Annotated in this window: 23 protein-coding genes; 7 read left to right on the top strand and 16 right to left on the bottom strand. The window is 59.8% G+C overall.

All coding sequences use genetic code 11. The features are described 5' to 3' along the window. Positions 1-61 precede the first annotated feature (61 nt). Complete coding sequence (locus G5533_RS09875; protein ID WP_421255070.1) at positions 62-1,990, bottom strand: EAL domain-containing protein; 1,929 nt, start codon at positions 1,988-1,990, stop codon at positions 62-64. Positions 1,991-2,485: 495 nt separating this feature from the next. On the opposite strand from G5533_RS09875, the gene G5533_RS09870 reads away from it, so the two are divergent. Further along, a complete protein-coding gene (locus tag G5533_RS09870; protein ID WP_421208893.1) occupies positions 2,486-4,015 on the top strand; it encodes an EAL domain-containing protein in 1,530 nt (509 codons plus the stop codon). Positions 4,016-4,280: 265 nt separating this feature from the next. After that, positions 4,281-5,378: a calcium:proton antiporter gene (locus G5533_RS09865; RefSeq protein WP_266134562.1), complete on the top strand. Its 1,098-nt coding sequence runs from the start codon at positions 4,281-4,283 to the stop codon at positions 5,376-5,378. Between the two features lie 145 nt (positions 5,379-5,523). Here G5533_RS09865 and hutH read toward each other — a convergent pair whose 3' ends face one another. The 10 genes from hutH to ftsY all read right to left on the bottom strand — a co-directional run bounded on the left by hutH (position 5,524) and on the right by ftsY (position 17,369). Further along, the gene (gene hutH, locus G5533_RS09860; protein WP_227341528.1) at positions 5,524-7,056 is read right to left on the bottom strand and encodes a histidine ammonia-lyase; all 1,533 of its coding nucleotides are present in this window, start codon (positions 7,054-7,056) and stop codon (positions 5,524-5,526) included. A gap of 4 nt (positions 7,057-7,060) precedes the next feature. Further along, complete coding sequence (gene hutU, locus G5533_RS09855; protein WP_441254741.1) at positions 7,061-8,770, bottom strand: urocanate hydratase; 1,710 nt, start codon at positions 8,768-8,770, stop codon at positions 7,061-7,063. 54 nt (positions 8,771-8,824) lie between these two features. Further along, on the bottom strand, positions 8,825-9,769 hold the full coding sequence (gene hutG, locus G5533_RS09850) for a formimidoylglutamase (RefSeq protein WP_421172666.1): 945 nt from the start codon (positions 9,767-9,769) through the stop codon (positions 8,825-8,827). Then, positions 9,762-10,997 (bottom strand): imidazolonepropionase, encoded by a 1,236-nt coding sequence (gene hutI / locus G5533_RS09845; RefSeq protein ID WP_441254740.1) that lies wholly within the window; start codon positions 10,995-10,997, stop codon positions 9,762-9,764. Before hutI ends, hutG begins: the two co-directional genes overlap by 8 nt. Positions 10,998-11,151: 154 nt before the next feature. Next, complete coding sequence (gene hutC / locus G5533_RS09840) at positions 11,152-11,856, bottom strand: histidine utilization repressor (protein WP_041202413.1); 705 nt, start codon at positions 11,854-11,856, stop codon at positions 11,152-11,154. Positions 11,857-11,867: 11 nt separating this feature from the next. After that, on the bottom strand, positions 11,868-12,527 hold the full coding sequence (can, locus tag G5533_RS09835; protein ID WP_005339998.1) for a carbonate dehydratase: 660 nt from the start codon (positions 12,525-12,527) through the stop codon (positions 11,868-11,870). A 125-nt stretch (positions 12,528-12,652) separates the two neighbouring features. After that, positions 12,653-13,507: an RNA polymerase sigma factor RpoH gene (gene rpoH, locus G5533_RS09830; RefSeq protein WP_005339997.1), complete on the bottom strand. Its 855-nt coding sequence runs from the start codon at positions 13,505-13,507 to the stop codon at positions 12,653-12,655. Between the two features lie 451 nt (positions 13,508-13,958). Beyond that, positions 13,959-14,912: a permease-like cell division protein FtsX gene (ftsX, locus tag G5533_RS09825; protein WP_005342860.1), complete on the bottom strand. Its 954-nt coding sequence runs from the start codon at positions 14,910-14,912 to the stop codon at positions 13,959-13,961. After that, entirely contained in the window at positions 14,912-15,580 is a 669-nt protein-coding gene (gene ftsE, locus G5533_RS09820) for a cell division ATP-binding protein FtsE (protein ID WP_005339995.1), read from the bottom strand. Before ftsE ends, ftsX begins: the two co-directional genes overlap by 1 nt. A gap of 58 nt (positions 15,581-15,638) precedes the next feature. Continuing rightward, positions 15,639-17,369, bottom strand: coding sequence for a signal recognition particle-docking protein FtsY (ftsY, locus tag G5533_RS09815; protein WP_421255069.1), 1,731 nt, complete (start codon positions 17,367-17,369; stop codon positions 15,639-15,641). 110 nt (positions 17,370-17,479) lie between these two features. Between ftsY and rsmD the strand changes: the two genes are divergently transcribed. Next, a complete protein-coding gene (rsmD, locus tag G5533_RS09810) occupies positions 17,480-18,109 on the top strand; it encodes a 16S rRNA (guanine(966)-N(2))-methyltransferase RsmD (protein ID WP_124930360.1) in 630 nt (209 codons plus the stop codon). Further along, positions 18,093-18,404 carry a DUF1145 domain-containing protein gene (locus G5533_RS09805; RefSeq protein ID WP_042052536.1) on the top strand — a complete coding sequence of 104 codons (312 nt, stop codon included), beginning with the start codon at positions 18,093-18,095 and terminating at the stop codon, positions 18,402-18,404. The genes rsmD and G5533_RS09805 overlap by 17 nt, the downstream gene beginning before the upstream one ends. An 853-nt stretch (positions 18,405-19,257) precedes the next feature. Here the strand turns inward: G5533_RS09805 and G5533_RS09800 are convergent. From G5533_RS09800 to G5533_RS09780, 5 genes are all read right to left on the bottom strand, one after another. Beyond that, the gene (locus G5533_RS09800) at positions 19,258-20,244 is read right to left on the bottom strand and encodes a helix-turn-helix transcriptional regulator (RefSeq protein ID WP_005339987.1); all 987 of its coding nucleotides are present in this window, start codon (positions 20,242-20,244) and stop codon (positions 19,258-19,260) included. Positions 20,245-20,534: 290 nt separating this feature from the next. Beyond that, a complete protein-coding gene (locus G5533_RS09795) occupies positions 20,535-20,921 on the bottom strand; it encodes a SirB2 family protein (protein ID WP_421255068.1) in 387 nt (128 codons plus the stop codon). Further along, positions 20,918-22,774, bottom strand: a complete 1,857-nt coding sequence (locus G5533_RS09790; protein ID WP_100647027.1) for a monovalent cation:proton antiporter-2 (CPA2) family protein — start codon at positions 22,772-22,774, stop codon at positions 20,918-20,920. Before G5533_RS09790 ends, G5533_RS09795 begins: the two co-directional genes overlap by 4 nt. 67 nt (positions 22,775-22,841) lie before the next feature. Further along, the gene (gene kefF, locus G5533_RS09785; protein ID WP_149153744.1) at positions 22,842-23,438 is read right to left on the bottom strand and encodes a glutathione-regulated potassium-efflux system oxidoreductase KefF; all 597 of its coding nucleotides are present in this window, start codon (positions 23,436-23,438) and stop codon (positions 22,842-22,844) included. Between the two features lie 101 nt (positions 23,439-23,539). Next, positions 23,540-24,382: a LysR family transcriptional regulator gene (locus G5533_RS09780; RefSeq protein WP_236302354.1), complete on the bottom strand. Its 843-nt coding sequence runs from the start codon at positions 24,380-24,382 to the stop codon at positions 23,540-23,542. 142 nt (positions 24,383-24,524) lie between these two features. On the opposite strand from G5533_RS09780, the gene G5533_RS09775 reads away from it, so the two are divergent. The 3 genes from G5533_RS09775 to G5533_RS09765 all read left to right on the top strand — a co-directional run bounded on the left by G5533_RS09775 (position 24,525) and on the right by G5533_RS09765 (position 26,137). Continuing rightward, entirely contained in the window at positions 24,525-25,247 is a 723-nt protein-coding gene (locus tag G5533_RS09775; RefSeq protein WP_064337502.1) for an SDR family oxidoreductase, read from the top strand. Between the two features lie 88 nt (positions 25,248-25,335). Beyond that, the gene (locus G5533_RS09770) at positions 25,336-25,659 is read left to right on the top strand and encodes a hypothetical protein (protein ID WP_005357652.1); all 324 of its coding nucleotides are present in this window, start codon (positions 25,336-25,338) and stop codon (positions 25,657-25,659) included. A 46-nt stretch (positions 25,660-25,705) separates the two neighbouring features. Next, positions 25,706-26,137, top strand: a complete 432-nt coding sequence (locus tag G5533_RS09765; RefSeq protein WP_005348551.1) for a DUF411 domain-containing protein — start codon at positions 25,706-25,708, stop codon at positions 26,135-26,137. The last annotated feature ends 136 nt before the right edge of the window (positions 26,138-26,273 follow it).

Below are 26,273 nucleotides of genomic sequence, written 5' to 3'. Positions count from 1 at the left end.
CCGCCTGACGGCAACCGAAAACGAGAGAGGGTCGCCCCACGACGACCCTCTCTTGTTTATCTCAATCACCAGCCGGCTCCTGCACCAACCGGCGTGGCTCGGCAAACCAGGGCCCCTGCCCGGCATGCACCCCGAGGTGGCGCAGCATCTTCCACTCATCGCCACTCTCTACCCCCACCGCCAGCACCCGGGTACGGGTATTGGCGCAGCCCCCCACCAGACTGCGGACCGCCATCTGGTTCACCTGTCGGGCGTGAATCTCCCGCACCAGGCTGGGGTGCAGCTTGAGGAAGTTGATCTCGAACTCCTTGATGTACTGGGTGCTCACCACATCCTGGCCAGCATGATCGATGGCCAGCTGGCAGCCCAGCATCCGCAGGGAGCGCAGCGGCCGCTTGAGTGCTTCGAAGTGGCGTGTGACCTGAGCCTCCGAGAGCTGCAGGATCAACCGCTCGTTGGTGCTGCGCGGCAGCTGGAACAGGGCGAAGAAGAGCCAGCGCTGGAACTCGCGGTTGAGCAGACTCTGGGCACTCAGGGTCAGAGTGATGGAACAGCTCTGCTCGGAACGCTGGCGCAGCAACACCAGCGTTTGCTCCGCCACCAGCCGATCCAGTTGCAGCAGCAGGCCCACCTTCTCCGCCATTGGCATGAAGATCCCTGCTTGCAGTTCCCTCCCCTGCTCATCGTGGATATAGGTGAGCAGATCCTGCTGCAGTACCACCTGATCCCGATCCTGCTGGACCGGTTGGGTATAAAAATCGATCCCCTGCTCTTCAAGACGGCGACTGATGAGGGTGCGCCAGCGCACCGTCCCCTTGCTGCTCTGCTCCTCGTCCAGCTGCTTCTCGTAGAGGAACCAGCCGTTGTGCCCCTGCAGACGTGCACTCTTGAGGGCCAGCTCGGCCTCCTCCTGCACCTTGAGCAGAGTGTCTTGCGCCTGGTAGCAGACAGCCCCGATATAGATGGCCGTCTCCGGATTGACCTGCTGCGGCCAGTGTAGCCGTTGCAGACTCTTGAGCAGCTGGCTGGCACTGTCCACCATCTCGCTCTCCGACATGTTGGGCAACAATACCGCAAAGACATGTCCGGCATAACGAGCCTGCAAGGCACCGTTATGCTTGCGCACAAAAGCACTGATCACGGCGCTCGCCTCCAGCAGCAGATCATGCCCCTGCAGCTCGAACTGCTCCGCTTCCAGCTCTTCCAGACAGGCGAGTTCAATCAGCAAGACACCGCCACTCATCACGCTCGCCTCCATGATAGCGCTCTCGAGCCGGTTATCGAAGAAGAGGCGGTTGCCGATGCCGGTCATCTTGTCGACGAAGGCGTTGCTGCGAATGAAGTTGTCGAAGCGGCTGCGCTCCTTGCGGGCATCCGCCAGCTCGGCGAGCAGATGATCGAGGGCCTGACTGGCGGCCACCGGCCACTCTTCGACGGGGTCATGGCTCAGTTTGGAGAGCTTGTCATCGAGGATCAGCTGGGCGCGAATGCCCAGCAGCTCGGCGCCGCGCAACTGCTGACGCAACCAGCGGATGGAGTACCAGAGACCGAACACCACGATGAAGATCCCGAACGAGATGCCCGACATCGCCTTGATGGAGTATTCCGCCTCCTTGAAGGGGCGCTCCAGCTTGAAGCTGGCCTGCATGCCAGCCTGATGGGGCAGCGGATGGCTGTATGGCACCAGCAGCGGTTCATCAACCGGACGCTGTACGTCACGGAACCAGTAGACCCGCTGGTCATTCTGGCGCACCTCCAGCTCCACCACATGAGCCGCCCGCAGCAAGGTGGGCAACCAGCGGCTCATATCCTCCATACCGTGAGCAACGTCGAGTTGCTTGTCGATCACCTCGACCAGCGCATCGACCTTCTTTTGCTGCAACTCCATGCCCAGCTCGCGAAAGCTGAACACCCCGCCAATCAGCACGGTCGCCATGGCAGCGATCACGCACAAGGTAATAAACGAGACAAGATGTGTTGTGAGTTTCATGTGCCTTTCCGTGTGCCCGGCATCATCCATTGGAGTTCATGGTAGCAGTGGCGCTGTGGCCATCACTATGGACGGGGATCCCGCTTCTGTAATTTAAGCGGGGCAGCATACCCAAAGCAGCGGGAGAATACCAAGGAAGGTACACAGGTGGAGCAGGGGAAGATAGCAGACAGAAAAATGGTCCCTCAAAAGGGACCAAAAGGAACACTCATATCAAAACTAACACTCTGTGCTACTGACAAAAAACAGATACAGGAGTATTGAACACACGGTGAGTCAAACCGCAGGGGTACTCTAAAGCAGTTCGGATAAGTTGAGCAATTGTCATTTATGACAGGTCAGCGATTGAATCTTTTCAAGGTTAATAATAAAAACATTTAAAATCATACATTTAAAAAATCATCCAATAAGTGTGACAAGTAGATCTCAAATTGATTGTACTAATGCACTATGATGGCTTGACCCATTTGTGTCTCGTGAAACTGGCAGGCGCCCTTGTTACGCATCCCCCCCCTCTGGATCACTGTACTGCTACTGCTCTTGCCCATCCTGGCAAGCCAGTCCGTCGGTCTGTGGCTAACAAAACCGATGGCCAACCACCTGCTTGAGCAGAAGGTGGCCGAGATAAAGCGAGCCATGGCGATACGCCATCACACGCTGGACAAGGCCATGAGCGAGCAGCTGACGCTGTTTGATTTCGATTGTGGTGCCAACGACATGGCACTGCTGCGGGATCCCCGCTTTTACAACACCCATATTCGTCTGCAGGGGCTGGAACTGGCATCAGGGAAAAGCTGCTCAAGCCTGGGTGTGGGTATTTCGCTCATCAAAAACGCCAACCAGGATGGCGCCCTCCCCGACAAACTGGGGCTGACTGCTACAACGGCCAGTTTCAATACGGAACAGGAGATGGTTGCCTACTACAAAAACGGCGGCAACATTGCCTACTGGGTGCTCGATAACAGCTGGAGCCACGATCTGCTACAGCTCCCCTGCAGTGACTGTTTCTATCTGGAGTTCAGCCAGCGGGATCCCGCAGCGATGACCCCCCGCTTCCCGCGCGGTGACCGGACCATCAAGCTGGAAGAGGGCAGCCGCAGCCTGAGCTTCTTTGATCAGGACAAACTGACCCGACAAACCATCTGGGCCGGTTCTGCACTGGACCTGTATGCTCGCGAGCAAGTCAGACGAATCGCACTCTGGAGCGGCACTATCCTGGGCCTGCTGCTGGTGACCGCTTACTGGTCGCTGCGAAACTATCGCCGCTCGCTCAAGGGGCTATTGCAGGCCGGATTGGTGCGCCAGGAGTTCATCCCCTTCTATCAACCCGTGGTGGATCTTCGAACCTGGCAGGTTGCCGGTTTTGAGGCGCTGCTACGCTGGCAACGTGGACACGAGCTGATCCCCCCGAGCGCTTTCATCGAATATGCTGAAGATCAGGGACTTATCCTGCCTATCACCAGGCAGTTGCTGGAGCAGGTGATCACGGATCTGCCGCTGTTGCCACCAGAGCAGTGGATCAGTGTCAATCTGATGGCCACCCATATCGAACAACCCTTGCTGCGCAACATGTTGAGTGAACACCATAACCCTTCGCCCGAGCGCCTTACCTTCGAGCTGACAGAACGCAAGCCGATCCTCGACATCAAAGCCGCTACCGAGGAGATCACCCTGTTGCAGCAGATGGGATATCACTTCAAACTGGATGATTTCGGTACCGGCTACGGTGGTTTTGCCTACCTGCAGAGCCTCGGGATCCGCCAGATCAAGATCGACAAGATGTTCGTCGATACCATAGGCACCAACGACCTCAAACGCAGCGTGCTGGATGCCATCATCACGTTTGGCCTGGAATCAGGCATGGAGATGATTGCGGAAGGGGTTGAGACGCGGGAACAGGTTGATTACTTGCGGCAACACGGCGTCTATCTGATCCAGGGTTACGTCTTTGGCAGGCCCATGGCGCTGGCAGATCTTGCCATCTGGCAGCAGACATGGCCTCCACAATATTCGCAAGAGAGCTGACACCGATATTGCACAGGCCAGCGCTGGCAGGGCTCCCCCCACCGGGAGCACACGCACCCTTTTGCACAGAGGCTGACACTCCCAAAGCCTCTGCCACGACCTGGCTCATCGCCCTTGAACCACCATTTACATTCAGCAACAAAATGATCTGCCCCTGAGAGGATGGAACCCTTATCATAAGCATTCGGCTACCGTGAGCACCTTCACGCACGCCTCCCATCAATCCCTGTCGGCCAGCGCCGTCCCGAGATGAGAACCATTGCCTATGAAGACATTTATCCGGCAAGAGATTGCCCTGCCCGTCGGCCTGCTGACCCTGCTCTTTTTCAAGACGATCGGGAGCGACCTGCTGACAGAGACAACTCCGCTCGGGATCTATCTTCCGGTTTCGGCGGCACTACTGGCCATCGTAACCTGGGCCATCTTCTCGGTAGTGCGCCACTCCGATGCCCTCGCCATCAAGCTGGGCGAGCCCTTCGGCACCCTGATCCTCACCCTCTCGGTCATCTCGCTGGAGGTGGTGATGATCTCCTCGGTGATGCTGACCGGCGAGCCCAACCCCACCATGGCCCGCGATACCATGTTTGCGGTAGTGATGCTGGTGAGTACCGGTCTGGTGGGCTTCACCCTGCTGTTTGGCGGCTGGCGCTACCACACCCAGAGCTTTAATCTGGACGGGGTCAAATCCTATCTGGTGGCCATCATCCCGCTGGCCCTGCTCTGTCTGGTGCTGCCCAACTTCACCGAAGGTGGTGCAATCGGCAGTATGTCGCGCGCCATGTCGTGGATGCTGATCATCATCTCGATCCTGCTCTACGGGGTCTTTCTGCTGATCCAGACCCGCAGCCACAGCCACTTCTTCGTCGACAGCGATCACGAGGATTACGAGGAGCACCACGGCCCGCTGCAGAGCAACGTCTATCACACCATCCTGCTGCTCGCCTACCTGCTGGTAGTGATCCTGCTGGCCAAGACCCTGGCCATCCCCATCAACTACGGGGTGCATGTGATGGACGCGCCCGCGGCACTGGGCGGCTTTATCGTCGCATGTATCGTGCTAGCTCCCGAAGCAGTCGGCGCCATCAAGGCCGCCTTCAACAACCAGCTGCAGCGGGCAATGAACCTCTACTTCGGCTCGGTGCTGGCCACCATCGCCCTCACCGTGCCTGCCGTGCTCTTTATCGGCTCCATGCTGGGTCAGGAGGTACGCCTCGGCCTCTCCCCCGCCGATATGGTGCTGCTGGTCACGACCTTGATGGTCTGTAAAGTGACCTTCAGCAGCGGCCGCACCAATGTGCTCCATGGTGCGACCCATCTGGTGTTGTTCGTGGTTTATCTGTTCCTGATGTTCGAACACGAATAACCGCGTTCAACCAACGTCAGAAACGCAAAGACCGCCCGATTGGGCGGTCTTTTGTCATCTGCTCCCGGCTCTCACCGGTGCCAGTGAAGCGGCTTCCCCCTCATCCCCCACCCTTCTCCCGCCAGGGGAGAAGGGTGATCAAGGCTTACAGGCTGGGCAGCACCCCGGCCGGGATCAGGTCGTTGTAGCTGGCACGGCCCAGCAGGGCGGCGGCCGCTTCGATATCCGGCGCGAAGTACCTGTCCTTGTCGTAGAAGCTCACCTCTGCCCGCAGTCGTCCCTTGGCCAGCTCGATCAGCTCGGTACTGCGCAGCGGCGCGCGGAAATCGAGCCCCTGTGCCGCCGCCAGCAGTTCGACTGCCAGAATGCCGCGGGTATTCTCCGCCATGTCAGCCAATCGACGACCGGCGAAGGTCGCCATGGAGACGTGATCCTCCTGATTGGCGGAAGTGGGCAAACTATCCACCGAGGCGGGATGGGCCAGGGTCTTGTTCTCGGAGGCCAGCGCCGCCGAGGTGACCTGAGCGATCATAAAGCCCGAATTCACCCCGCCGTTGTTGACCAGAAACGCCGGCAGACCGGACATCCGAGAGTCAATCAGCAGCGCCATCCGCCGCTCGGAGAGGGAACCTATCTCGGCGATGGCCAGCGCCAGATTATCGGCCGCAAAGGCCACCGGCTCGGCGTGGAAGTTGCCGCCGGAGATTATCTCCTCATCATCGGCAAACACCAGCGGGTTGTCGGAGACCGCGTTGGCCTCGCACACCAGCACCTCGGCGGCCTGACGGATCTGGGTCAGGCAGGCCCCCATCACCTGCGGCTGGCAGCGCAATGAGTAGGGATCCTGCACCTTCTCGCAGTTGTGATGGGACATGCCGATCTCGCTGCCATCCACCAGCAGGTGGCGATAGCAGGCGGCCGCGTCGATCTGGCCACGCTGACCGCGCACCGCGTGGATGCGAGCATCGAACGGCCTGCGGCTGCCGAGCGCAGCCTCCACACTCATGGCGCCGATGGTGATGGCACCAGCGAACAGATCCTCGGCATGGAACAGCCCTTCCAGCGCAAAGGCGGTGCTGGCCTGAGTGCCGTTGAGCAGCGCCAATCCTTCTTTGGGCGCCAGCGCGATGGGCTCGAGCCCGGCAATTTTCAGGGCAGTAGCGGCGTCGATCAGCTCGCCCTTGTGGCGAGCCTTGCCCTCCCCGATCAGCAGGCAGCTCATATGAGCCAGCGGCGCCAGATCGCCGGAGGCGCCGACGGATCCCTTCTTCGGCACCACCGGATAGACTTCGGCGTTGATGAGGGTCATCAAGGCCTCAAGCACCGTCAGCCGGATCCCGGAGAAGCCCCGCGCCAGCGAGTTGAGTTTGAGCACCATCATCAGCCGCACGGTGGCGTCATCCATGTACTCGCCAATCCCTGCCGCATGGGAGAGCACGATGGATCGCTGCAGCTCGTCCAGCAGCTCCACCGGAATGCGGGTGTTGGCCAACAGGCCAAAGCCGGTGTTGATGCCATACACCACCCGGTTCTGCTCGATCACCTTGGTAACCACAGCAGCTGAGGCGTGGATCCCCGGCAGCGCGGCCGGATCCAGTGAAACATGTACCGGCTCGCGGCTGACGCGGCGCAGGGTGGCAAGATCCAGCTCGCCCGGAGTAATAGTCAATTCAAACATGGTGTTACACCTTTCCTTTGACACCGTTGGCGCCGTCAATCATCGGCAGATCCAGTTTCGCCTCATGGGCACAGTTGATGGCAATCTCGTAGCCGGCATCCGCGTGGCGCATCACCCCGGTGGCCGGATCGTTGCGCAGCACCCGACCGACGCGCTTGGCAGCGTCATCGGAACCATCGCAGACGATCACCACGCCGGAGTGCTGGGAGAAGCCCATTCCGACCCCGCCGCCGTGGTGCAGCGACACCCAGGTCGCGCCGCCAGCGGTGTTGAGCAGGGCGTTGAGCAGCGGCCAGTCGGAGACGGTATCGGAGCCATCCATCATCGACTCGGTCTCGCGGTTCGGGCTCGCCACCGAGCCGGAATCCAGATGGTCGCGGCCGATGACGATGGGGGCTTTCAGCTCGCCGTTTTTCACCATCTCGTTGAAGGCCAGACCGAGGCGTACCCGATCCTTGACCCCGACCCAGCAGATCCGAGCCGGTAGCCCCTGAAACGCGATGCGCTCGCGGGCCATGTCGAGCCAGTTGTGCAGGTGAGGATCGTCGGGGATCAGCTCTTTCACCTTCTGATCGGTCTTGTAGATATCTTCCGGATCGCCGGAAAGGGCCACCCAGCGGAACGGTCCAATCCCCTCGCAGAACAGCGGGCGGATATAGGCGGGGACGAAGCCGGGGAAGTCGAAGGCGTTCGCCACCCCCTCCTCCAGCGCCATCTGGCGGATGTTGTTACCGTAATCCAGAGTCGCCGCGCCGCGCTCCTGCAGGGTCAGCATCGCCTCCACCTGGCGGGCCATGGAGCGACGAGCGGCCAGATTAACCTCCTGCGGGGCACTCTGCTGCAGCTCGCGCCACTTGGCCACGCTCCAGCCCTGCGGCAGGTAGCCGTGCACCGGGTCGTGGGCGGAGGTCTGGTCGGTCACCACGTCCGGGGTGATGCCACGGGCCACCAGTTCGGCGAACACGTCGGCGGCGTTGCCGAGCAGACCGACGGAGATGGCGGTACCGCTCTGCTTGGCCTCCTCGACCATGGCCAGCGCCTCATCCAGGCTGTGAGCCTTCTTGTCCACATAACGGGTGCGCAGACGAAAATCGATGCGGGTCTCGTCGCACTCCACGGCGATCATCGAGAAGCCGGCCATGGTGGCGGCCAGCGGCTGGGCGCCGCCCATGCCGCCGAGACCACCGGTCAGGATCCAGCGCCCCTTGGGTTCGCCGTTGAAGTGCTGATTGGCCACCGCAAAGAAGGTCTCGTAGGTGCCCTGCACGATCCCCTGGGTACCGATGTAGATCCAGGAGCCCGCGGTCATCTGGCCGTACATCATCAAGCCCTTCTTATCGAGCTCGTTGAAGTGCTCCCAGTTGGCCCAGTGCGGCACCAGATTGGAGTTGGCGATCAGAACCCGCGGCGCATCCTTGTGGGTCTGGAACACCCCGACCGGCTTGCCGGATTGCACCAGCAGGGTCTGATCCTCCTCGAGCCGGGTCAGCACCTCGACGATCTTGTCAAAGCAGGCCCAGTTGCGGGCGGCGCGACCGATGCCGCCATAGACCACCAGCGACTGGGGATGCTCGGCCACCTCGGGGTCCAGGTTGTTCATCAGCATCCGCAGCGGCGCTTCGGTGAGCCAGCTCTTGGCGGTCAGTTCGGTGCCGCGCGGGGCACGGATCACGCGGTTAGGATCATGACGGGGATCCTGCTGTTGCACAGACATACACACTCCTTGTTGTATCAATAGGGTGCCTTCGGCGACGGGCGGCCAAAAGGGTTAACGGGTCAACAGATGAACCAGTCGCGCGGCCACGCGGGCACTGCGGTTGTCCTGATCCAGCGTCGGGTTGTACTCGGCCAGATCGGCGAGCCTGAGCTTGCCGCTGGCCCGGATATGGGCGATCAGCGGTTCGATCACCGCCAGCTCCACGCCGCGAGCGGCGGGAGCGCTCACTCCCGGCATAACGGCGCCGGGCAGCACGTCGAGATCGATGGTCAGATAGAGGTGATCACAATCGGCGATAAAGGCGTCCAGCCCGCTTAGCAAGGCTGGCAGCTCGGTCTGGGTCATCGCCTCGTCCAGCACATGCCACACACCCAGCGCCTTGGCACGGGCAAACAGGGCTTGGGTATTGGCGGTCTCGGCCACCCCAAGGCAGGCGTAGTGAAACGGTGTGCCCTGAGCGGCGCACTGCTCGGCAATCTGGAAAAAGGGGGTGCCAGAGCTGGCCTGCTCCTGCTTCATGCGCAGGTCGAAGTGGGCGTCAAAATTGATAATGCCGACTCGCCCCTGACCCGCCAGATGCAAGTTGAGGCCGCTCCAGCTGCCGAAGGCCACCTCGTGACCGCCCCCCAGCACCAGCGGGAAGTGGCCCAAATCGAGCGCGGCAGCGACCCGCTCGGCCAGATGGCCGTGGGCGGCGTCGAGATTGCCATCGGTACAGCTCACATCTCCGCCATCGTAGACGGGACGGTTCAGGTGCCAGGCAGTGTTGGCCAGCAGCTTGCGCACCGCCAGCGGCGCCCCGGCAGCACCAATGCGCCCCTTGTTGCGGCGCACCCCTTCATCGCAGGCAAAACCAAGCAGTACTACACCGGCAGAGTCTTGTGCTCCGGCGGTCCAGGGCAGCACCTTGTCGTGCCAGCGCAGGGCCAGTTCGCCATCTTCCGGATCCTGCCGCCCCTGCCAGAGCGACATGTCGATCGGGTTGAACTTATCCATAGAGGGTCTCCTCGCCGTTGAAGATGCGGCCTGCCAGCTGATCGACGCCGACCATGTAGCTCAGCTCGGCCGGATGGGCGCAGTGCCAGATCAGGAAATCGGCCGCCATGCCGACCCTGAGCTGACCAAGACGATCCTGCTCGCCAAGTGCTTTGGCGGCGTGACGGGTCACCCCGACCATGGCCTCCAGCGGGGTCAGGCCAAACAGGGTGCAGGCCATGTTCATCGCCATCCGCAGCGAGACGATAGGGGCCGTACCCGGGTTGATATCGGAGGAGACCGCCATCGCTACCCCCGCCTTGCGCAGCGCGGCGACCGGCGGCAGCTTGGTCTCTTTGAGGAAGTAGAAGGCGGTGGGCAGCAGGGTGGCGACCACGCCACGGTGGGCCAGCGCCAGGATCCCTTCCGGATCCAGATACTCCAGATGGTCCACCGAGAGGGCGCCAAAGTTGGCAGCGAGTGTGCTGCCACCGAGATTGGAGAGCTGATCCATATGCCCCTTCACCGGCAGGCCGTATTGATCCGCCGCCAGATAGACCTGCTCGGTCTGGGCCAACGAGAAGCCGATGTGCTCGCAGAAGACATCCACCGCATCGGCCAAGCCTGCCTCGGCGGCGGCCGGGATGATCTCCTGACAGATGGTCTCGACCCAACTATCGGGATCGTCGCGATACTCCGGCGGCACCGCATGGGCCGCCAGCAGAGTGGTCTTGACCCGGATCGGCAGCGCCCCTCCCAGTCGGCGGGCCACCCTCAGCATCTTGAGTTCATCAGCCAGAGTGAGGCCATAGCCGGACTTGATCTCCACCGTGGTGACCCCTTCGCGGATCAGGGATGCCACCCTCGGCAACGCCAGCTCGAACAGTTGCTCTTCGCTGGCGGCACGGGTGGCACGCACCGTGCTGATGATGCCACCGCCCCGACGGGCGATCTCGGCATAGGGCACTCCCTGCTGACGCAGCTCGAACTCTTCGGCACGGCTGCCGGCGAAGACCAGATGGGTGTGACAATCGATAAGGCCGGGGGTGACCAGCTTGCCCCGCATATCCTGCCAGTGAGCGGGATACGACCCCTTCAGTTCGGCCATCGGCACCAGCGCGTGGATCTTGCCATCCTTCACGCCGATGGCGTGGAGCGGCAGCAGGCCGTAGTCGGCCAGCTCATCATTCAGGGTAGCGGGCGTCACGTTGAGCCAGACCCGCTCGCAGTTCAACAGTTCCTTGTTCATAGCGACCTCAAATGTATATACATATTCTTATAGTCGATCTCTATGACGAAAGAAAGAGCGAAATTCACATCCTGATAACAGCATCAAACTTAGAGTTTAAGCACAAAAAAGCCCACCAGGAGGTGGGCTTTGCAAAATCAAGTTGTATAGACGTTTACTCCAGCTGAGTCTTGGAGCTTAGCTTGTAACGGGAACCGGGGGAGAGCAAACGGGCGTAGGAGACCAGATGCCCCTCCGACCAGGTGCGTCTGTGCAACAACAGGCAGGGGGAATCTACGCGGATCTGCAACAATCCCGCCTCACCGGCGCTCGGCAACACGGCTTCCACCACGTGCTCCATCTCGGAGAGGGGGCAGACATCCATCAGATAGCGGTTGGGGGTCTGTTGGGTAAAATCCTGCTCGCCATAGCCCGGCAAGCGCCCGGCATCGACGAAGCGCTCCTCCAGCTGCAACGGCTCACCATCAGCCTGATGGACGATCAGGCTGTGAAAGATAGGGGCACCTACCCGCAGCCCCAGTTGTACCGCCACCTTCTCGTCGGCGGCCAGCCGCTGCAGCCGGATCACCCGGGCACTGTACTCGCCGCCACGCTCGGCGATCTCGTCAGCGATGTTGCGAATGGCCAGCAACGGCGATTCGGTTCGCCTGTCCGCCACGAAGCTGCCGGAACCGGCGGTACGCACCAGCCACCCCTCAGCCACCAGTTCCCGCAACGCCCGGTTGACCGTCATCCGGCTCACGGTGAACTGCTCGCACAGGGCCGCTTCGGTCGGGATCCTGTCCCCCGCCTGATAGTGGCGTTCGCGGATTCCGTCCAGAATGTGCTGCTTGATCTGCAGATAGAGGGCTGGCGCCACCATGAAGCTCCCTAGCGCCGACGGTGGGGCGGACGCATATCCGGCCAGGCGCGGTAGACGTCGGGGATCTGATCCGGGCCGCTGATGCAGAGATCGAGATCGTGCAGCAGACCATCCTTGATCCCGTAGATCCAGCCATGCACCGCCAGCTCCTGCCCCTTGCGCCAGGCGTTCTGGATGATGGTGGTGTGGCAGACGTTGGCGACCTGTTCGGCCACGTTCAGCTCGCACAGGTAGTCGAAGCGCTCGTGCTCATCCTCGATGGCCTCGAGCTCTTCACCATATTTGAAGTAGACATCCTTGATGTTGCGCAGCCAGTTGTCGATGAGACCCAGCTCCTGATTCTGCATCGCGGCCTTGACGCCGCCGCAGCCATAGTGACCGCAGACGATGATGTGCTTCACCTTGAGCACTTCTACCGCGTATTGCAGCACGGAGAGGCAGTTGAAATCGGTATGTACAACCAGATTGGCGACGTTGCGGTGGACGAAGACATCCCCCGGCAGCAACCCCATCAGCTGGTTGGCGGGGACCCGGCTGTCGGAACAACCGATCCAGAGGTATTCGGGGGCCTGCTGGGCAGAAAGGGTGGCAAAGAAAGCGGGATCTTCGGCTTTGATCCGTTCGGCCCACTCACGGTTGTTGGTAAACAGGTCGTTCAACAGTTTCACTTCTGCTCTCCCTAATGTGGCAGTGGCGGCAACATAACACACTCAAGGGTAACCAAAGCAAGGCCGACCAGATCCTTGCGAAACAAAAACAGGGCCATCAGGCCCTGTTTTTATGAGAGGAAGCATCAGGCTTCCATGGCATCTTTCAGCTTCTTGAGTGCGTTTTTCTCAAGCTGACGCACACGCTCGGCAGAGACGCCGTAGGTATCGGCCAGCTCCTGCAGAGTGGTCTTGCTGTCATCATCGAGCCAGCGGGCGCGGATGATGTGTTGGCTGCGCTCATCCAGGGTGGCGAGGGCAGAGCTCAGACGACGGGTGGCATGATCGTCCCAGTTGTCATTCTCGATGGTCGCGGCCAGATCGGAGGATTTATCCTCCAGATAGTGAACCGGAGCGAAACCGCCCTCTTCTTCATCATCACCAACCAGATCGAACGCCTGATCGTAGTTGGCCATCCGCGCTTCCATCTCGGTCACGTCAGCGGCAGAGACGCCGAGATCGGCCGCCACGGCCTGAACCTCTTCGTGGTTCAGCCAGCCCAGACGTTTTTTGGATTTGCGCAGGTTGAAGAAGAGCTTGCGCTGGGCCTTGGTGGTCGCCACCTTGACCATGCGCCAGTTGCGCAGGACATATTCGTGGATTTCGGCCTTGATCCAGTGCACTGCAAAGGAGACCAGACGCACGCCGACCGTCGGGTCGAAGCGCTTGACCGCCTTCATCAGGCCGATGTTGCCTTCCTGAACCAGATCGGCCTGAGGCAGGCCGTAACCGGCATAACTCTTGGCGACATGAACGACAAAGCGCAGGTGCGACATAACCAGCTGACGAGCAGCCTCGAGATCGCCATCCTGCTGCAAACGCTCAGCCAGTTCACGCTCTTCCTCTGCGCTCAGCACAGGAATAGAGTTTACTGCCTGGATATAGCCTTCCAGACTACCTTGCGGAATCAGAGCCATAGTGCGCTGCAATGAAGTTCCCATCTGTTACCTCTTACTTTTCAATCGAATCAGTCTAACACCCTGAGAGGGTCTGTCTACTGACCGGATGCCATTCTGCGGCGTGTATCAAAGAACATGCCCAGTTTTAGACCGGCTTATCTTAAGCCTGCAGGATGAATCATGAATGAACAGTCAAAAAAAGGGGGTCACAATGAAGGACCCCCGAAAAGTAGCATGCTAAGTCCATTGTTGCGGAGCTCGCAACCTTCACATGCTTGCCAAGTCTGACGAGCAAGGCAGAGGGGCCACACCCGTATAAATGCTTCAGCTTTAATAGACTGCTTATAAATCAGAAGGTTCACTGGATCTAGCGAAGATCCGGAAGATCATTGTTATTCAGAATACTCTGACTATGGGGGCCAAGCCAGAAACGGAGCCTCTTTTACTTGATCCACCTCTCAAAATCCAGCGATTTACTTTGATAATAAATTAATCAGGATGGCTCTATATCTCGAATGTGACGATGAACCGAAAACCAGGAAGCAATCAGCCCCAGCAAGGCCCCCAGCAGGATCAGGTTCACCCCATCTACCAGACCCATGCCAACCAGCCGGAAGTTACTGTTATACAAGCCCGCAAGCTCCTTCACCACCCCTTCGCTCCAGATCACCATCACCTCGGTCAGCCACCATGCCAGCATGCCGCCGATCACCCCGAACCAGATGCCGGTATAGAGGAAAGGGCGATGGATGAAGGCATCGGTTGCCCCCACCAGCTTGAGCACCTCGATCTCTGAACGCTGGTTGAGGATGTTGAGACGCAGGGTGTTGCCGACGATCAGCAGCACGGCGGAGAGCAGCAGCACGGCGATACCGGTAATGGTGTGACGCAGCAGGTTCATGATCCCCTGCAGGCGGGTCAGCCACTGCAGATCCAGCTTGCCCTGCTCGACCCCATCCTCATTGTTTAGCTTGCCGAGCAACTCGGCGGCCCCTTCCGGATTCTGCCAGCGCGGATCCGGAATGACGCTCAGCACCGGCGGTAGCGGGTTGCTGTCCAGATAATCGAGGGCATCGCCGAAACCGGAGATCTCGCGAAACTCCCGCAACGCATCGTCACGGCTCAGGTAGGTGACCGAATCCACCTCGGGATAGAGCAGGATCCTGTGCTGCAGATCGAGAATGCTCTGCTCCGGCAGATCCTTGCGCAGATAGAGGGAGATCTGGGAGCTGTTCTGCCAGCTCCCCTCCACCACCTCGGCGTTTTTCAACAATACGTGGAAGCAGGAGGGCAACGCCAGACTGACACCGAGCACCGCCAGCGTCATCAGGGAGGCGAGCGGATTTCGCCACAGCTCCCCGAGACTGGCAAACGCCTGCCGCACATGGTCAACCCCGTACATCATCAGACGACGCAGCGGCGGCTGCTTGTGACGAACGATAGCCATCAGAGCTCCTCCCCGGCCGAATACATGCGACCCGCCTTGAGGGTCAGGGTGCGATAGCGCATGCGGGCGATCAGCCCCAGATCGTGAGTAGCAATCAGTACAGAGACCCCAAAATTGTTGAACTCCTGAAATAGCCGCATGATATCCATGGAGAGCTGGGGATCCAGGTTGCCGGTCGGTTCATCCGCCAGCAGCAGCGGCGGCTTGTTGACGATGGCACGGGCGATGCCGACCCGCTGCTGTTCACCCCCGGAGAGCATCCGCGGCTGGTAACGCTCCTTGCCGAGCAACCCTACCTTGTCCAATGCCGCCGCCACCCGCTTGTTGATGTCCGCATGGCTGTAACCATCGATCACCAGCGGCAGCGCTACGTTGTCGAACACGGTGCGGTCCATCAGCAGGCGGTGATCCTGAAAGATCATCCCGATCTGGCGGCGAACATAGGGGATCTGGCTGCGCTGGATATGGCTGACATCATCACCATGAAAGAAGACGCGACCATCGGTCGGACGCTCCATCACGCTGATCAGTTTGAGGAGGGTACTCTTGCCCGCCCCCGAGTGCCCGGTCAGAAAGGCCATCTCTCCCTTGCGCAGGTGAAAGCTGACCTTTTGCAGCGCCTGATGGCCGCCGCTGTATACCTTGCTGACCTTGTCAAAACGAATCATAACGGTTCCCTGACATTGACAAACCCCGACCGAAGTCGGGGTATGGAACACTTAATCATCACGGCTGAGCTGACTCATCGCGGCTGAAGAGCGCCTCGATGAAATCGTTGGCAACGAAGGGACGCAGATCGTCGATCCCCTCGCCCACCCCGATATAGCGGATCGGGATCTGGAACTTGTCGGCCACCGCGAAGATGACGCCGCCCTTGGCGGTGCCATCCAGCTTGGTGAGGGTGATGCCGGTCAGGCCAACCGCCTCGCTGAACAGCTTGGCCTGGCTCAGGGCGTTCTGGCCGGTGCCGGCATCCAGCGTCAGCATGATCTCGTGGGGGGCCTCTTCATCCAGCTTCTTCATCACCCGTACTACCTTCTTGAGCTCTTCCATCAGGTTGCTCTTGTTCTGCAGGCGACCGGCTGTGTCGGCGATCAGCACGTCAGCCCCGCGGGAGCGGGCGGCCTCGATGGCGTCATAAATAACGGAGGCGGAGTCGGCACCGGTATGCTGGGCAATCACTGGAATGTTGTTGCGCTGGCCCCATACCTGCAGCTGCTCGACCGCAGCGGCACGGAAGGTGTCACCCGCTGCCAGCATCACGCTCTTGCCTTCAGCCTGGAACTGCTTGGCCAGCTTGCCGATGGTGGTAGTCTTGCCGACGCCATTCACGCCGACCATCAGGATCACGTAAGGCTTCTTGCTGGTGTCGATCATCAGCGGCTGCTCGACCTTGGCCAGCATCTCGCCCATATCCTGTTTGAGCAAACCGTAGAGCGCCTCGGCATCCTTGAGCTGCTTGCGATCCGCGTGCTGCACCAGCCCCTCGATGATACGAGTGGTGGTATCCACACCGAGATCGGCGGTCAGCAGCTGGGTTTCCAGCTCTTCAAACAGCTCATCGTCGATCTTCTTGCCACGGAACAGGCCGAAGAAACCGGAACCGATATTCTCCTTGGTGCGAACCAGACTGCGTTTGAGGCGAGCAAAGAAGCCCTCCCGCTGCGGTTTGTCCTGGGTGTCGTCGTCCACCTTGGCGGCCAACGGCAGGGCAGCCAGTGCGGCAGCCTCAGCCTCCATCGCGGCGACCAGGCGCATATCTTCCGCTCGCTGGGCCTCTTTGGCGATACGGGCTTCTTCCGCAGCCTGAGCTTCAGCGGCAATGCGAGCTTCTTCCGCGGCGCGAGCTTCAGCAGCAATGCGAGCTTCTTCCGCAGCACGGGCTTCGGCAGCAATACGAGCCTCTTCCGCAGCGCGAGCTTCAGCAGCAATACGAGCCTCTTCAGCCGCACGGGCTTCAGCGGCAATACGAGCCTCTTCCGCAGCACGGGCTTCGGCGGCAATACGAGCCTCCTCTGCAGCGCGAGCCTCGGCGGCAATGCGAGATTCTTCCGCGACGCGAGCCTCGGCGGCAATGCGAGATTCTTCTGCGGCGCGAGCTTCGGCGGCAGAGCGAGCGGCTTCAGCGGCACGCTCCTCTTCGGCGATCAGCGCTTCGTTGACGATCACCGGCTCCAAATCGGAAGCGCACTCCTCCACCACCAGTGGGCCGTGGTCGTCCAGCTCGGTCGGCAGGCAGCAATCATCTTGCAAAACGGAATTCTGTGCGCTGGCAGGCACTTCGGGGGCAACGGCCGGCGTACTATCGGAAACAGTGGTATCGGAAACGGGAGCGGGGGTAGCAGTGACCTCGGGCTCAACGGTAACGGGGGTGGCTTGGGGTGTCTGTGGTTGGACAGCCTCAGCCTCTTCTTTCTTGCGGCCGAAACCCAGCCAGGAAAACAAACCTTTTGCCATCTAAAAATACTCACATCAAAGGCTGACTGCTAAGATAGCCGTCCCTTGGCGGGTCGGCATAAAAATGAACCGCCTTATACTACCACTTTATTTTCTGACGATGAAACGCGATGCCCAGAGTGAAATCCAGCCGTAGCAACCCGAGCAAGAGTCCTGCCCCGCAAGGAAAATCGGGCTTTGTAAGAATCATCAGCGGCCAGTGGCGAGGCCGCAAATTGCCGGTCAAGGATGTGGAGGGGCTCAGACCCACCACGGATCGCGTCAAGGAAACCATCTTCAACTGGCTGGCCCCCCATATTCGCGGCACCCGCTGCCTGGATCTGTTTGCCGGCAGCGGCGGACTCGGACTGGAGGCGCTGTCGCGCTATGCCGAGCAGGTGACCCTGATCGAAATGGACAAAGGGGCCGCCGACCAGATCAAGAAGAACCTGACCGCTCTCGGCAGCAGTCAGGGTCAGGTGATCCAGTCAGATGCAGTGAGCTGGCTGCAAGGCCCGGCCACGCCGTTTGATCTGGTGTTCCTCGATCCGCCGTTTCGCCGCGAGCTGCTGCCGCAAGTGTGCGAACTGCTGGAGCAGCGCGGCTGGCTGGCAGCGGACGCCCTCATCTATCTGGAGCGGGAGAAGGAGATGGCCGATCTGGCGCTGCCCGCCAGCTGGCAACTACTCAAGGACAAACAAGCCGGTCAGGTCTGCTATCAACTCTATCTAAGGGAGGTAAACAATGAAGCGAGTCTTTAATCTGTTGGCGATGGGGCTGATATTGTTCTTCTGGTTTGGTGTGCTGATGAGCCTGATTGCCCCGCTGCCCGGCAAACTCAACGGCTTTCTGCCGGTCTGCGGCGTGATCGTCGCCCTGCTGCACTGGCTGCAGGCCAGCATGATCAAGGCAGCTTGCAAACGCTACTTCGCTGTCACCAAGGCCGAGTTTGTCACTGTGCTGATATTTGGCGTGTTTGGCATGGTCGACATTCGTCAGCGCCTGCAAGAGATCGTCAACGCCGCCCAGCGCGGCAATCTCTCGGACAAACCATAAAGAAAAGGGGACGGCGGTAGCCGTCCCCTAGAGTCGTGTCGTCCTGTCCGTAGAACTGCAATGCTCCCTGCAATCCCTGACGTTATCCTAATCCTTTGGAATATCCCCTTTCCAATCCGTTGGCGTGTCCTGCGGCGTTCCTGGCCTGGCAATTCATCCTGAACTGCTTCCCTGTCTCCATCCTGGAGGTGTCCATTACCACGTCCTGTGGGGTTCCTTGCGTCTTCCTGACAGATAACCATCCGGGTTATCTCACTTCATCCTGAAGTATTCCTCTCGCATCCGGCGAGGTCCTGTTCATCCTGAAGAACGAGGTTCCGTTCGTTCTACTCCCATCCCGAGAGTGTCCTGCCGCATCCCGCGGTGTTCCTTTATTCATCCGTAACGATAATCATCCTGATTATCGAGCTCATCCTGAGGTGTTCCTTGTCCACATCCTGCGGACTATTCCATCTTTATGCGCTGCCCTGCATCCTGCCGGACCAGCTCCGTCCTTGTGAGACCAATACTAAGGAAATGCGCCCCCCGAACAAGGGCCATCCGATGATAAAGATCCGATGCAGCTCTCATCCCAAAAAACAAACTTAAAAACTAACCCTTTAATATCAGTTATTTATTTAGTTTCACGGGAAAGTTCGATCATTCTGGCATGGCTTCGCGTACGGCTCAAAGCGCCAGCCTCTTACAGTCGCTATGGCAGATCTCTTACACGGGTTTCGCCCCCAAAAACGGGGCAGGAAAACGGTTCAATCCTGACGTTAAGACTTAAAAATTAGTTGAATAAATATGCTTAAAAAAACCGCAAAAAAAGAGCCGAGACCAGGCTCGACTCTTCAACATTCCAATTTTTTAATCAGCTCAAGCGGTTGGCCGGATTGAGATAGGCCTTGCGCAACGATTCCGGTGCCAGCACCTCCAGTTCACCGCCGATGTTGTTCAACCAGCTGCGAAACTCCGGGGTGTCCTGCACTTCGGTCTCCACCACCACGCTGCGCTTGTCATAGCGGGTCATGCGCGGATTGTTGCCGGGGATCTGGTTATCCACCAGCGACTGGCTGTTGGCATCGATCCGGCCGACGAAGCGGATCGGGCCGCTCACATCCTGATAGCCCTGATCGCGGATCAGCTTCTGGATATTGAAATCCTTCGGCTGGGTGGCGCTGAAGTTGGTCAGCTCCACGTTCTTGATATGGTCAAACGGGATGCCGTAAACCTTGGGATCCAGCTCGGATAGTGTGCAGAGCAGGATCGGCCCGTCCGGCTGATTGAGAATGCCGAGCGGGTTGATACGGTCGTAGCAGAGCCACACGGTGCGCTCTTTGATCACGCGCTGGATCTCGGCACTGAACTTGCGACCACGCCAGAGCGCATCGCGGATCAGGGTGCTGCGACGGATCTCCGGGTTGCCGGCAAACGGGCGCGGTGACTGGTGGACACTCTCCAGCCAGCGTTCGGCCAGTTCACTCTGGCTGTCGCGGATCACCTGGCTCGCCTTGTCGACCAGCGGATTCAATTCAGTCAGTACACTCGCCGGCAACAGTTGGCTCGCCTGATCACTCCAGGTTTTCAGGGCCACCGCCAGCGAGAGCGGCATGATATTGGCAAAGTCGTTGAGGCCGTGGCGCTCGAAGCACCAGCCATGGGGTTTGCTGCGCTCGTCCGAGGTGAGGTCGAACAGTCCCATGCCGGACATCTCCTCCAGGTCCCGTTGCACGGTACGCAGACTGACATGGATGCCTTCCTCTTCCAGTTTTACCTGAAGTTGGCTGGCGGTCAGCTTGTAAGGGCGGTGCGGGATGCAACGCGCCAAGGTCAGTTGTCGTAACAGCTTCTTACTCATGGTGCATGCCTTCACTGGTTTAGCGTTGACTGTATGCTAGTCGCAACTTGCGACAGTCTATGTCGTAAGTTTTGTAGCGACAACTGTCGCCATTTTCATACAAAACTACGTATATATATGATTGATAAGAAAAAATATGGATAAACACAGCTAACTTGACGTTTTCAGACAAGCTAAGCGTATCGAAGAAAACTAAGTGGAGAGGCAGGCTAACATAGAGGGGCGTAGGATTTTTCTGAATCTATTCTTTTGAGATAGCCGGAGGGAGGCAATCCTCCCTCCCAGCCAAATCACGTCAGCCACGACCAGGCTGACTTGGTGATGGCCGCACCGACCATGTAGCCAAACACCGCCAGCGCCGCCACACCGGCCATCAGCTTCTGACCGCGGGCCGGCCGCTTGAGCGCCATGACACCCAGACCGATATAGAGCACCAGTGCAATCAGCTTGGCCATCAGCCAGGGTTGTTGACCCGGGCTCAACTGCAAGGCCACCGCCAGCAACACACCAAACAGCAGCAGGAAGGTGTCGTTGATATGGGGCAGGATCTTCAGCCACTTCTGCTGCAACCGATCGCTGCCGGCCAGCGCCAGACTCCAGCGATAGATAAAGAGCAGCAGACTGACCAGCGCCAGCGTCATATGCAGGTGTTTGAACATGGGGTAATAGGCAATCATTTTGCTTCCTTGTCGTCGTCGGGTAGCCCGCTATTCCAGTTGTGGGCATGGATACGCTCCTGCCCCTCCTCGTCGTCTTGCAACAGATCGGAGAGTATCTCCCGGTATTGCAGGCTCTTGTTGATATAAGTGTGTTCGTCGTCCAGATAGTTGACCTGCTCACGCAACAGCCAGTTATCGTGCTGCTTGAAGGTCTGCCCCGCCCGCCAGGCCTGGTTGGCCCTAAACCCAAGCTGGGTCAGGGCTTCCACCCCCAGATCGACTGCCGAGCCCAGGGTTTCCCGGTGCACGCTCTCGACCCCGTGGCGCAGGATCTCGTGGGCATGGGGTCGATCCAGCGCTCGCGCCAGGATCTTCAGGTGCGGGAAGTGCTTCTGCACCATCTCGATCACCGCCAGCGAGGTGGCCGGATCATTGATGGAGAGCACCAGCAGCTTCGCCTTGTGCGCCCCTGCGGCATGGAGCAGATCGATCCGGCTGGCATCGCCATAGAAGACCTGATAGCCATACTTGCGAAGGGTCTCTATCTGGCTGGCATCCTGCTCGAGGATGGTGGTGCCGATGCCGTGACCATGAAGCAGACGCCCCACGATCTGACCGAAGCGGCCGAAGCCTGCGATAATCACCGGATGCTCCACCAGCTCAGGTTGCTCATGCTGCGGTGCGTCGCTCTGGTTACGGTAATCGAACCAGGGCTGGATCACCCGATCGTTGAGGATCAGCAGCAGCGGGGTCAGCGCCATGGAGAGCGCCACCACCAGCGTCAGCAGCGAGATGGTCTCACCGGGCAGCACCCGGTTTTGCGCGGCAAACGAAAAGAGCACGAAGGCAAACTCGCCCCCCTGCGCCAACGCCAGTGCGAAGGTCCAGCGTTGACTCGGCGAGATGCGGATGATGAAGCCGAGCGCCATCAACACCAGCCATTTGAGCACCATCAGGCCAACCACCAGAGTGGGTATCAGGAAGGGGTGCTCGGCAAACAGCCCGAAGTCGATCCCCGCCCCCACCGACATAAAGAACAGGCCGAGCAGCAAGCCCTTGAACGGCTCTATGTCGGCCTCCAGCTCGTGGCGATATTCGCTGTCGGCCAGCACCACACCGGCGAGAAAAGAGCCAAGAGCGGGCGAGAGCCCCACCGACTCCATCAGCACAGCGATGGCGATCACTAGCAGCAGAGCGGCGGCGACGAAGATCTCCCGCATATGGGACTGGGCGATGGCACGAAATACCGGCCGCATAAGGTAATGACCGCCCAGAACGATACCAGAGATGGCCGCGACCACCAGCAGACCATGTTGCCACCCCGCCAGCTCGGAGCCGCCATTGCTGGCGACCGGCGCCATGGCCAGCAGCGGCAGCAGCGCCAGGATCGGAATGACCGCAATATCCTGAAACAGCAGCACCGCAAAGGCGGAGCGACCGCTCTCGCTCTGCATCAGCTTGCGCTCCTGCAGGCTCTGCAACACGATGGCGGTGGAGGAGAGCGCCAGAATGAGGCCGATGGCCAGCCCCTGTTGCAGCGGCAGACCGATCAGGTGCGCCACGCCGGTCAGCACCGCCGTGGTGAGCAGCACCTGCAGGCCACCGGTGCCGAGGATCGGCCCTTTCAGCTGCCACAAGAGGGCCGGACGCAATTCAAGACCGACCAGAAACAGCATCAGTACCACGCCAAACTCGGCGAAGTGCATCACATCCTTCTGTTCCCCCACCAGCCCCAGCAGAAAGGGGCCTATGATGATCCCCGCCAGCAGGTAGCCGAGCACCGAGCCCAGCCCCCAGCGTTTGGCCAGCGGTACCGCGATAACGGCGGCGGAGAGATAGATAAAGGCATCAAACAGGATACCGTGGCCCATCAGTCGGCCCTCCGTGTGAACATCAGATCCGGCTCATAAGCTCGGCCAACAAGCTGCCCGTGTTTCATCAGAGCACCTCCAGCAAGTCGCGCAGATAAGGTTGCCCGGCCAATTGCTCCGGGGTCAGCTGATCGTCACGCAGGGCGCAAAGCAGCTGACGATAATCCTGACCGCAGCGGCGCAGGGCGGCGGGATCCTTGATCTTGTGAAAGGAGTGCAGCACGAAAGGGGGCAGCCAGTTCATGCCGCACAAGGTGGCCGCCTGCTGAAATGGCAGCAGAAAATCGAGCAGCGGTCGGCTGTTGTAACCCTCGCTGCAGTAGGACTCCGGCGCCCCGCCGGTGGTGATGGCGCTCAGCCACTGCTTGCCCTTGAGGGCGTGGGCTTCGGGGCCGTAGGCGTAGCCATACTCCAATACCAGATCCATCCACTCTTTCATGATGGCCGGGCAGGAGTACCAGTAAAACGGGTGCTGAAAGACGATGATGTCGTGCTCACAGAGCAGCGCCTGCTCCCGCTTCACATCGATGAACATGTCGGGATAGTGCTGATAGAGGTCGTGAACCGTGACCCCCTCCAGCCCCTCAATCGCCTGCAACAGCTGCTTGTTGGCCCGCGAGCTCTGCAGCGCGGGATGGGAAAAAATAACCAGAATGCGTTTCATGACCACATCACCCGAACAAAGCCTTGCGGTGCAAGGCGAGGTAAACAGAAAAGGGGAGTCTGGGGAGCTGCATCGTAAAGGTGCACAGGAGAGCGACCTTATCAGGAAGCGCCATAGCCTGCCAACTCGGGGATCAGCTCCCGCAGCGCCGGATTGAGGGTCTGGTGGGCGGGATAGCAGAGCCCGATCCGGCGAAACATCCGCGGCCCGCTCACCGGCAGGGTACAGAGCCCCGCCTCATCCTCGACCAGCCCGTCCGGCAGAAAACTGATGCCGACCCCCGCCAGCACCAGCGCCATCACCAGCCCCTTGCTCTCGGCCTTGGCCACCAGATTGAGGGTAAGCCGGTCACAGGCCAGCAGGCCGATAGTCTGCTGATGGGCTTCGCAGGGCGGGCACTCAATAAAATCATAATGTTGCAGCTCGGCCAGCTCGATCCTTTCGCGACTGGCAAGGGGATGGTCGACCGGCACGCAGAGCACGTAATCCTCCTCCCAGAGCGGCAGAAAGATCTCGTCCTCCCGGCGCAAGGCATCCAGCGTCAAGCGGCAGTCGGCGGGCGTAGTGTAGTCGGAGAGGGTGAGATCCAGCTGCGGCAGCACACTCTGTACTTGCTGCAACAGCCCGGCCACCCGACGGCGACTCAAGTCCGGCATGATGGCGATATTGAGCCTCGCACGCGTCGCTTTCTGGCGAAACAGCTCCGGCAGACGGCGCGCCTCCTCCACCAGCTTGACCGCGTGGGGATAGAGATAGTGGGCCGGATCTTTCGCCACCACCCCCTTCTTGCCCCGGACAAACAGGCTGTCACCGAGCGCCTCTTCCAGCTGGCGCAGTCCCGCCGAGAGGGAGGGCTGGCTGACGTGGCAACGCTCGGCCGCCGCCGTGATGTTCTTCTCTTCATAAATGGCGATGAAGAAACGCAGCAATCTCAAGTCCAGCATAAACCAACCATAGTTTTTTCAGATGATAACCAGCGGAAAACAATATTTATCACTTATAGATGCAGTGACTATAGTGATTGGGTTCCGTGCTGGCCAGCCACCTGTTTGCTCAAACCGACTCTTGAATCAGAAGGAAAGACCCATGTCCAAATCTCTCGTCGTGATCACCGGTGCCTCCGCCGGGATCGGTGCCGCCATCGCCCGTGCCTTCTCTGCCGCCGGTCATCCGCTGCTGCTGCTGGCCCGCCGGGTCGAGCCGATGCAGGCACTGAACCTGCCCGATACCCTCTGCATCGGGGTCGATGTGACCGACACCGCCGCCATGAAGGCCGCCGTCCAGCAGGCAGAAGCCAAATTTGGCCCGGTCGGCTGCATGGTCAACAACGCCGGTGTCATGCTGCTTGGTCAGGCCGATGTGCAGAATCCCGCCGAATGGCAGCAGATGCTCAACATCAACGTGATGGGGGTGCTGAACGGCGTCCACGCAGTGCTGGCAGGCATGAAGGAGCGCCGCAGCGGCACCATCATCAACATCAGCTCCATCGCCGGTCGCAAGACCTTCCCGAACCATGCTGCCTACTGTGCCACCAAGTTCGCCGTGCACGCCCTGACCGAAAACATCCGGGAAGAGGTGGCCGATGTCGGCGTGCGGATGGTGACCATCGCCCCGGGTGCGGTCGAGACCGAGCTGCTCAGCCATACCACTGACGAGAGCATCAAGGCCGGTTACCACGACTGGAAAGATCAGATGGGTGGCGTCATTGCGCCAGAAGTGATCGCCGATGCCGTGCTCTACGCCTGGAACCAGCCTGCCAACGTCTGCGTGCGCGAGATCGTGCTGGCGGCGACCCGTCAGCAACCTTAATCCTGGCTGACTGACACCATGGGGAGGGCTTGACCCTCCCCCGGGGCACAGGGTTACCATGTGCCCCTTGTTATTTTCGAGTCATTCCATGGTTCTCACCCGTCGCCAACTCGCTCACGCCCGTCGCTGGCTCCCCCTGTGGAGTCTGGTGCTGGTGTTGATGTCGTTTGGCAGCCGGGCCGCAACCGACCTCTGTACCCTGACTACCCACTGCAGCCAGAGCGAGCGCACCCTGGAAAAAGCGATGCCCTGCGGCAGCTTTACCACCGCCCTCTCGATGACGCTGGTAGGCAGCGACAGCCTGACGGTCGCCGTGCTGGAACCGGATACCCCCGACTTCGCCTCCCCCTCTCTCTTTATGCCGGACGCCCCGTGCGAGCGGCTCGAACGTCCCCCACGCATCCAGATCTGAAACGCATCCCGTATCGGGCATCTTTTCTTTCAATCTGAGGTGAGTGATGTACAAACCCCTGTTACTGGCCATGCTGGCCGGTACCGTTAGCTTTTCGGCTCTCGCGGCCGAGAAGATGACCGTCTACAAATCCAAATATTGTGGTTGCTGCCAAAGCTGGAACGAGCACATGGAGCAGAATGGCTTCGAACTGGACGTTATCGAAACCGAACAGCTCGGCGCAGTGAAGCAGCAATACGGTATCGCGCCGGAACTGGCCTCTTGCCATACCGGTATCGTAAATGGCTATGTGATCGAGGGGCATGTCCCGGCCGCCGATGTACAAAAGCTGCTCAGGGAAAAACCGGCGATCCGTGGCCTGACCATTCCGGGCATGCCCCAGAGTGCACCGGGCATGGATATTCCGGGCCATCCCTATGAGGTACTGAGTATCAGCAACGAGGGCGCGACCAACCGCTGGTCGAGCTACCCCGGCTGACGACAACTGGCCATGAACCGGCACTCCCATATCATGTGAGGCACACCTGAGCGGACTCTTGCCGCTCATGGCCAGAAAGAGGGCCGCTATCGCGAGATAGCGGCTTTTTTTGATTACATTTCCTGCAATAACAAGG

This window comes from Aeromonas sp. A600620, from assembly GCF_029479985.1.
Lineage (GTDB): Bacteria > Pseudomonadota > Gammaproteobacteria > Enterobacterales > Aeromonadaceae > Aeromonas > Aeromonas veronii_A.
The sequence above is the reverse complement of the archived record's forward strand: the minus strand, read 5'-3'. Positions and strand labels throughout refer to the sequence as shown.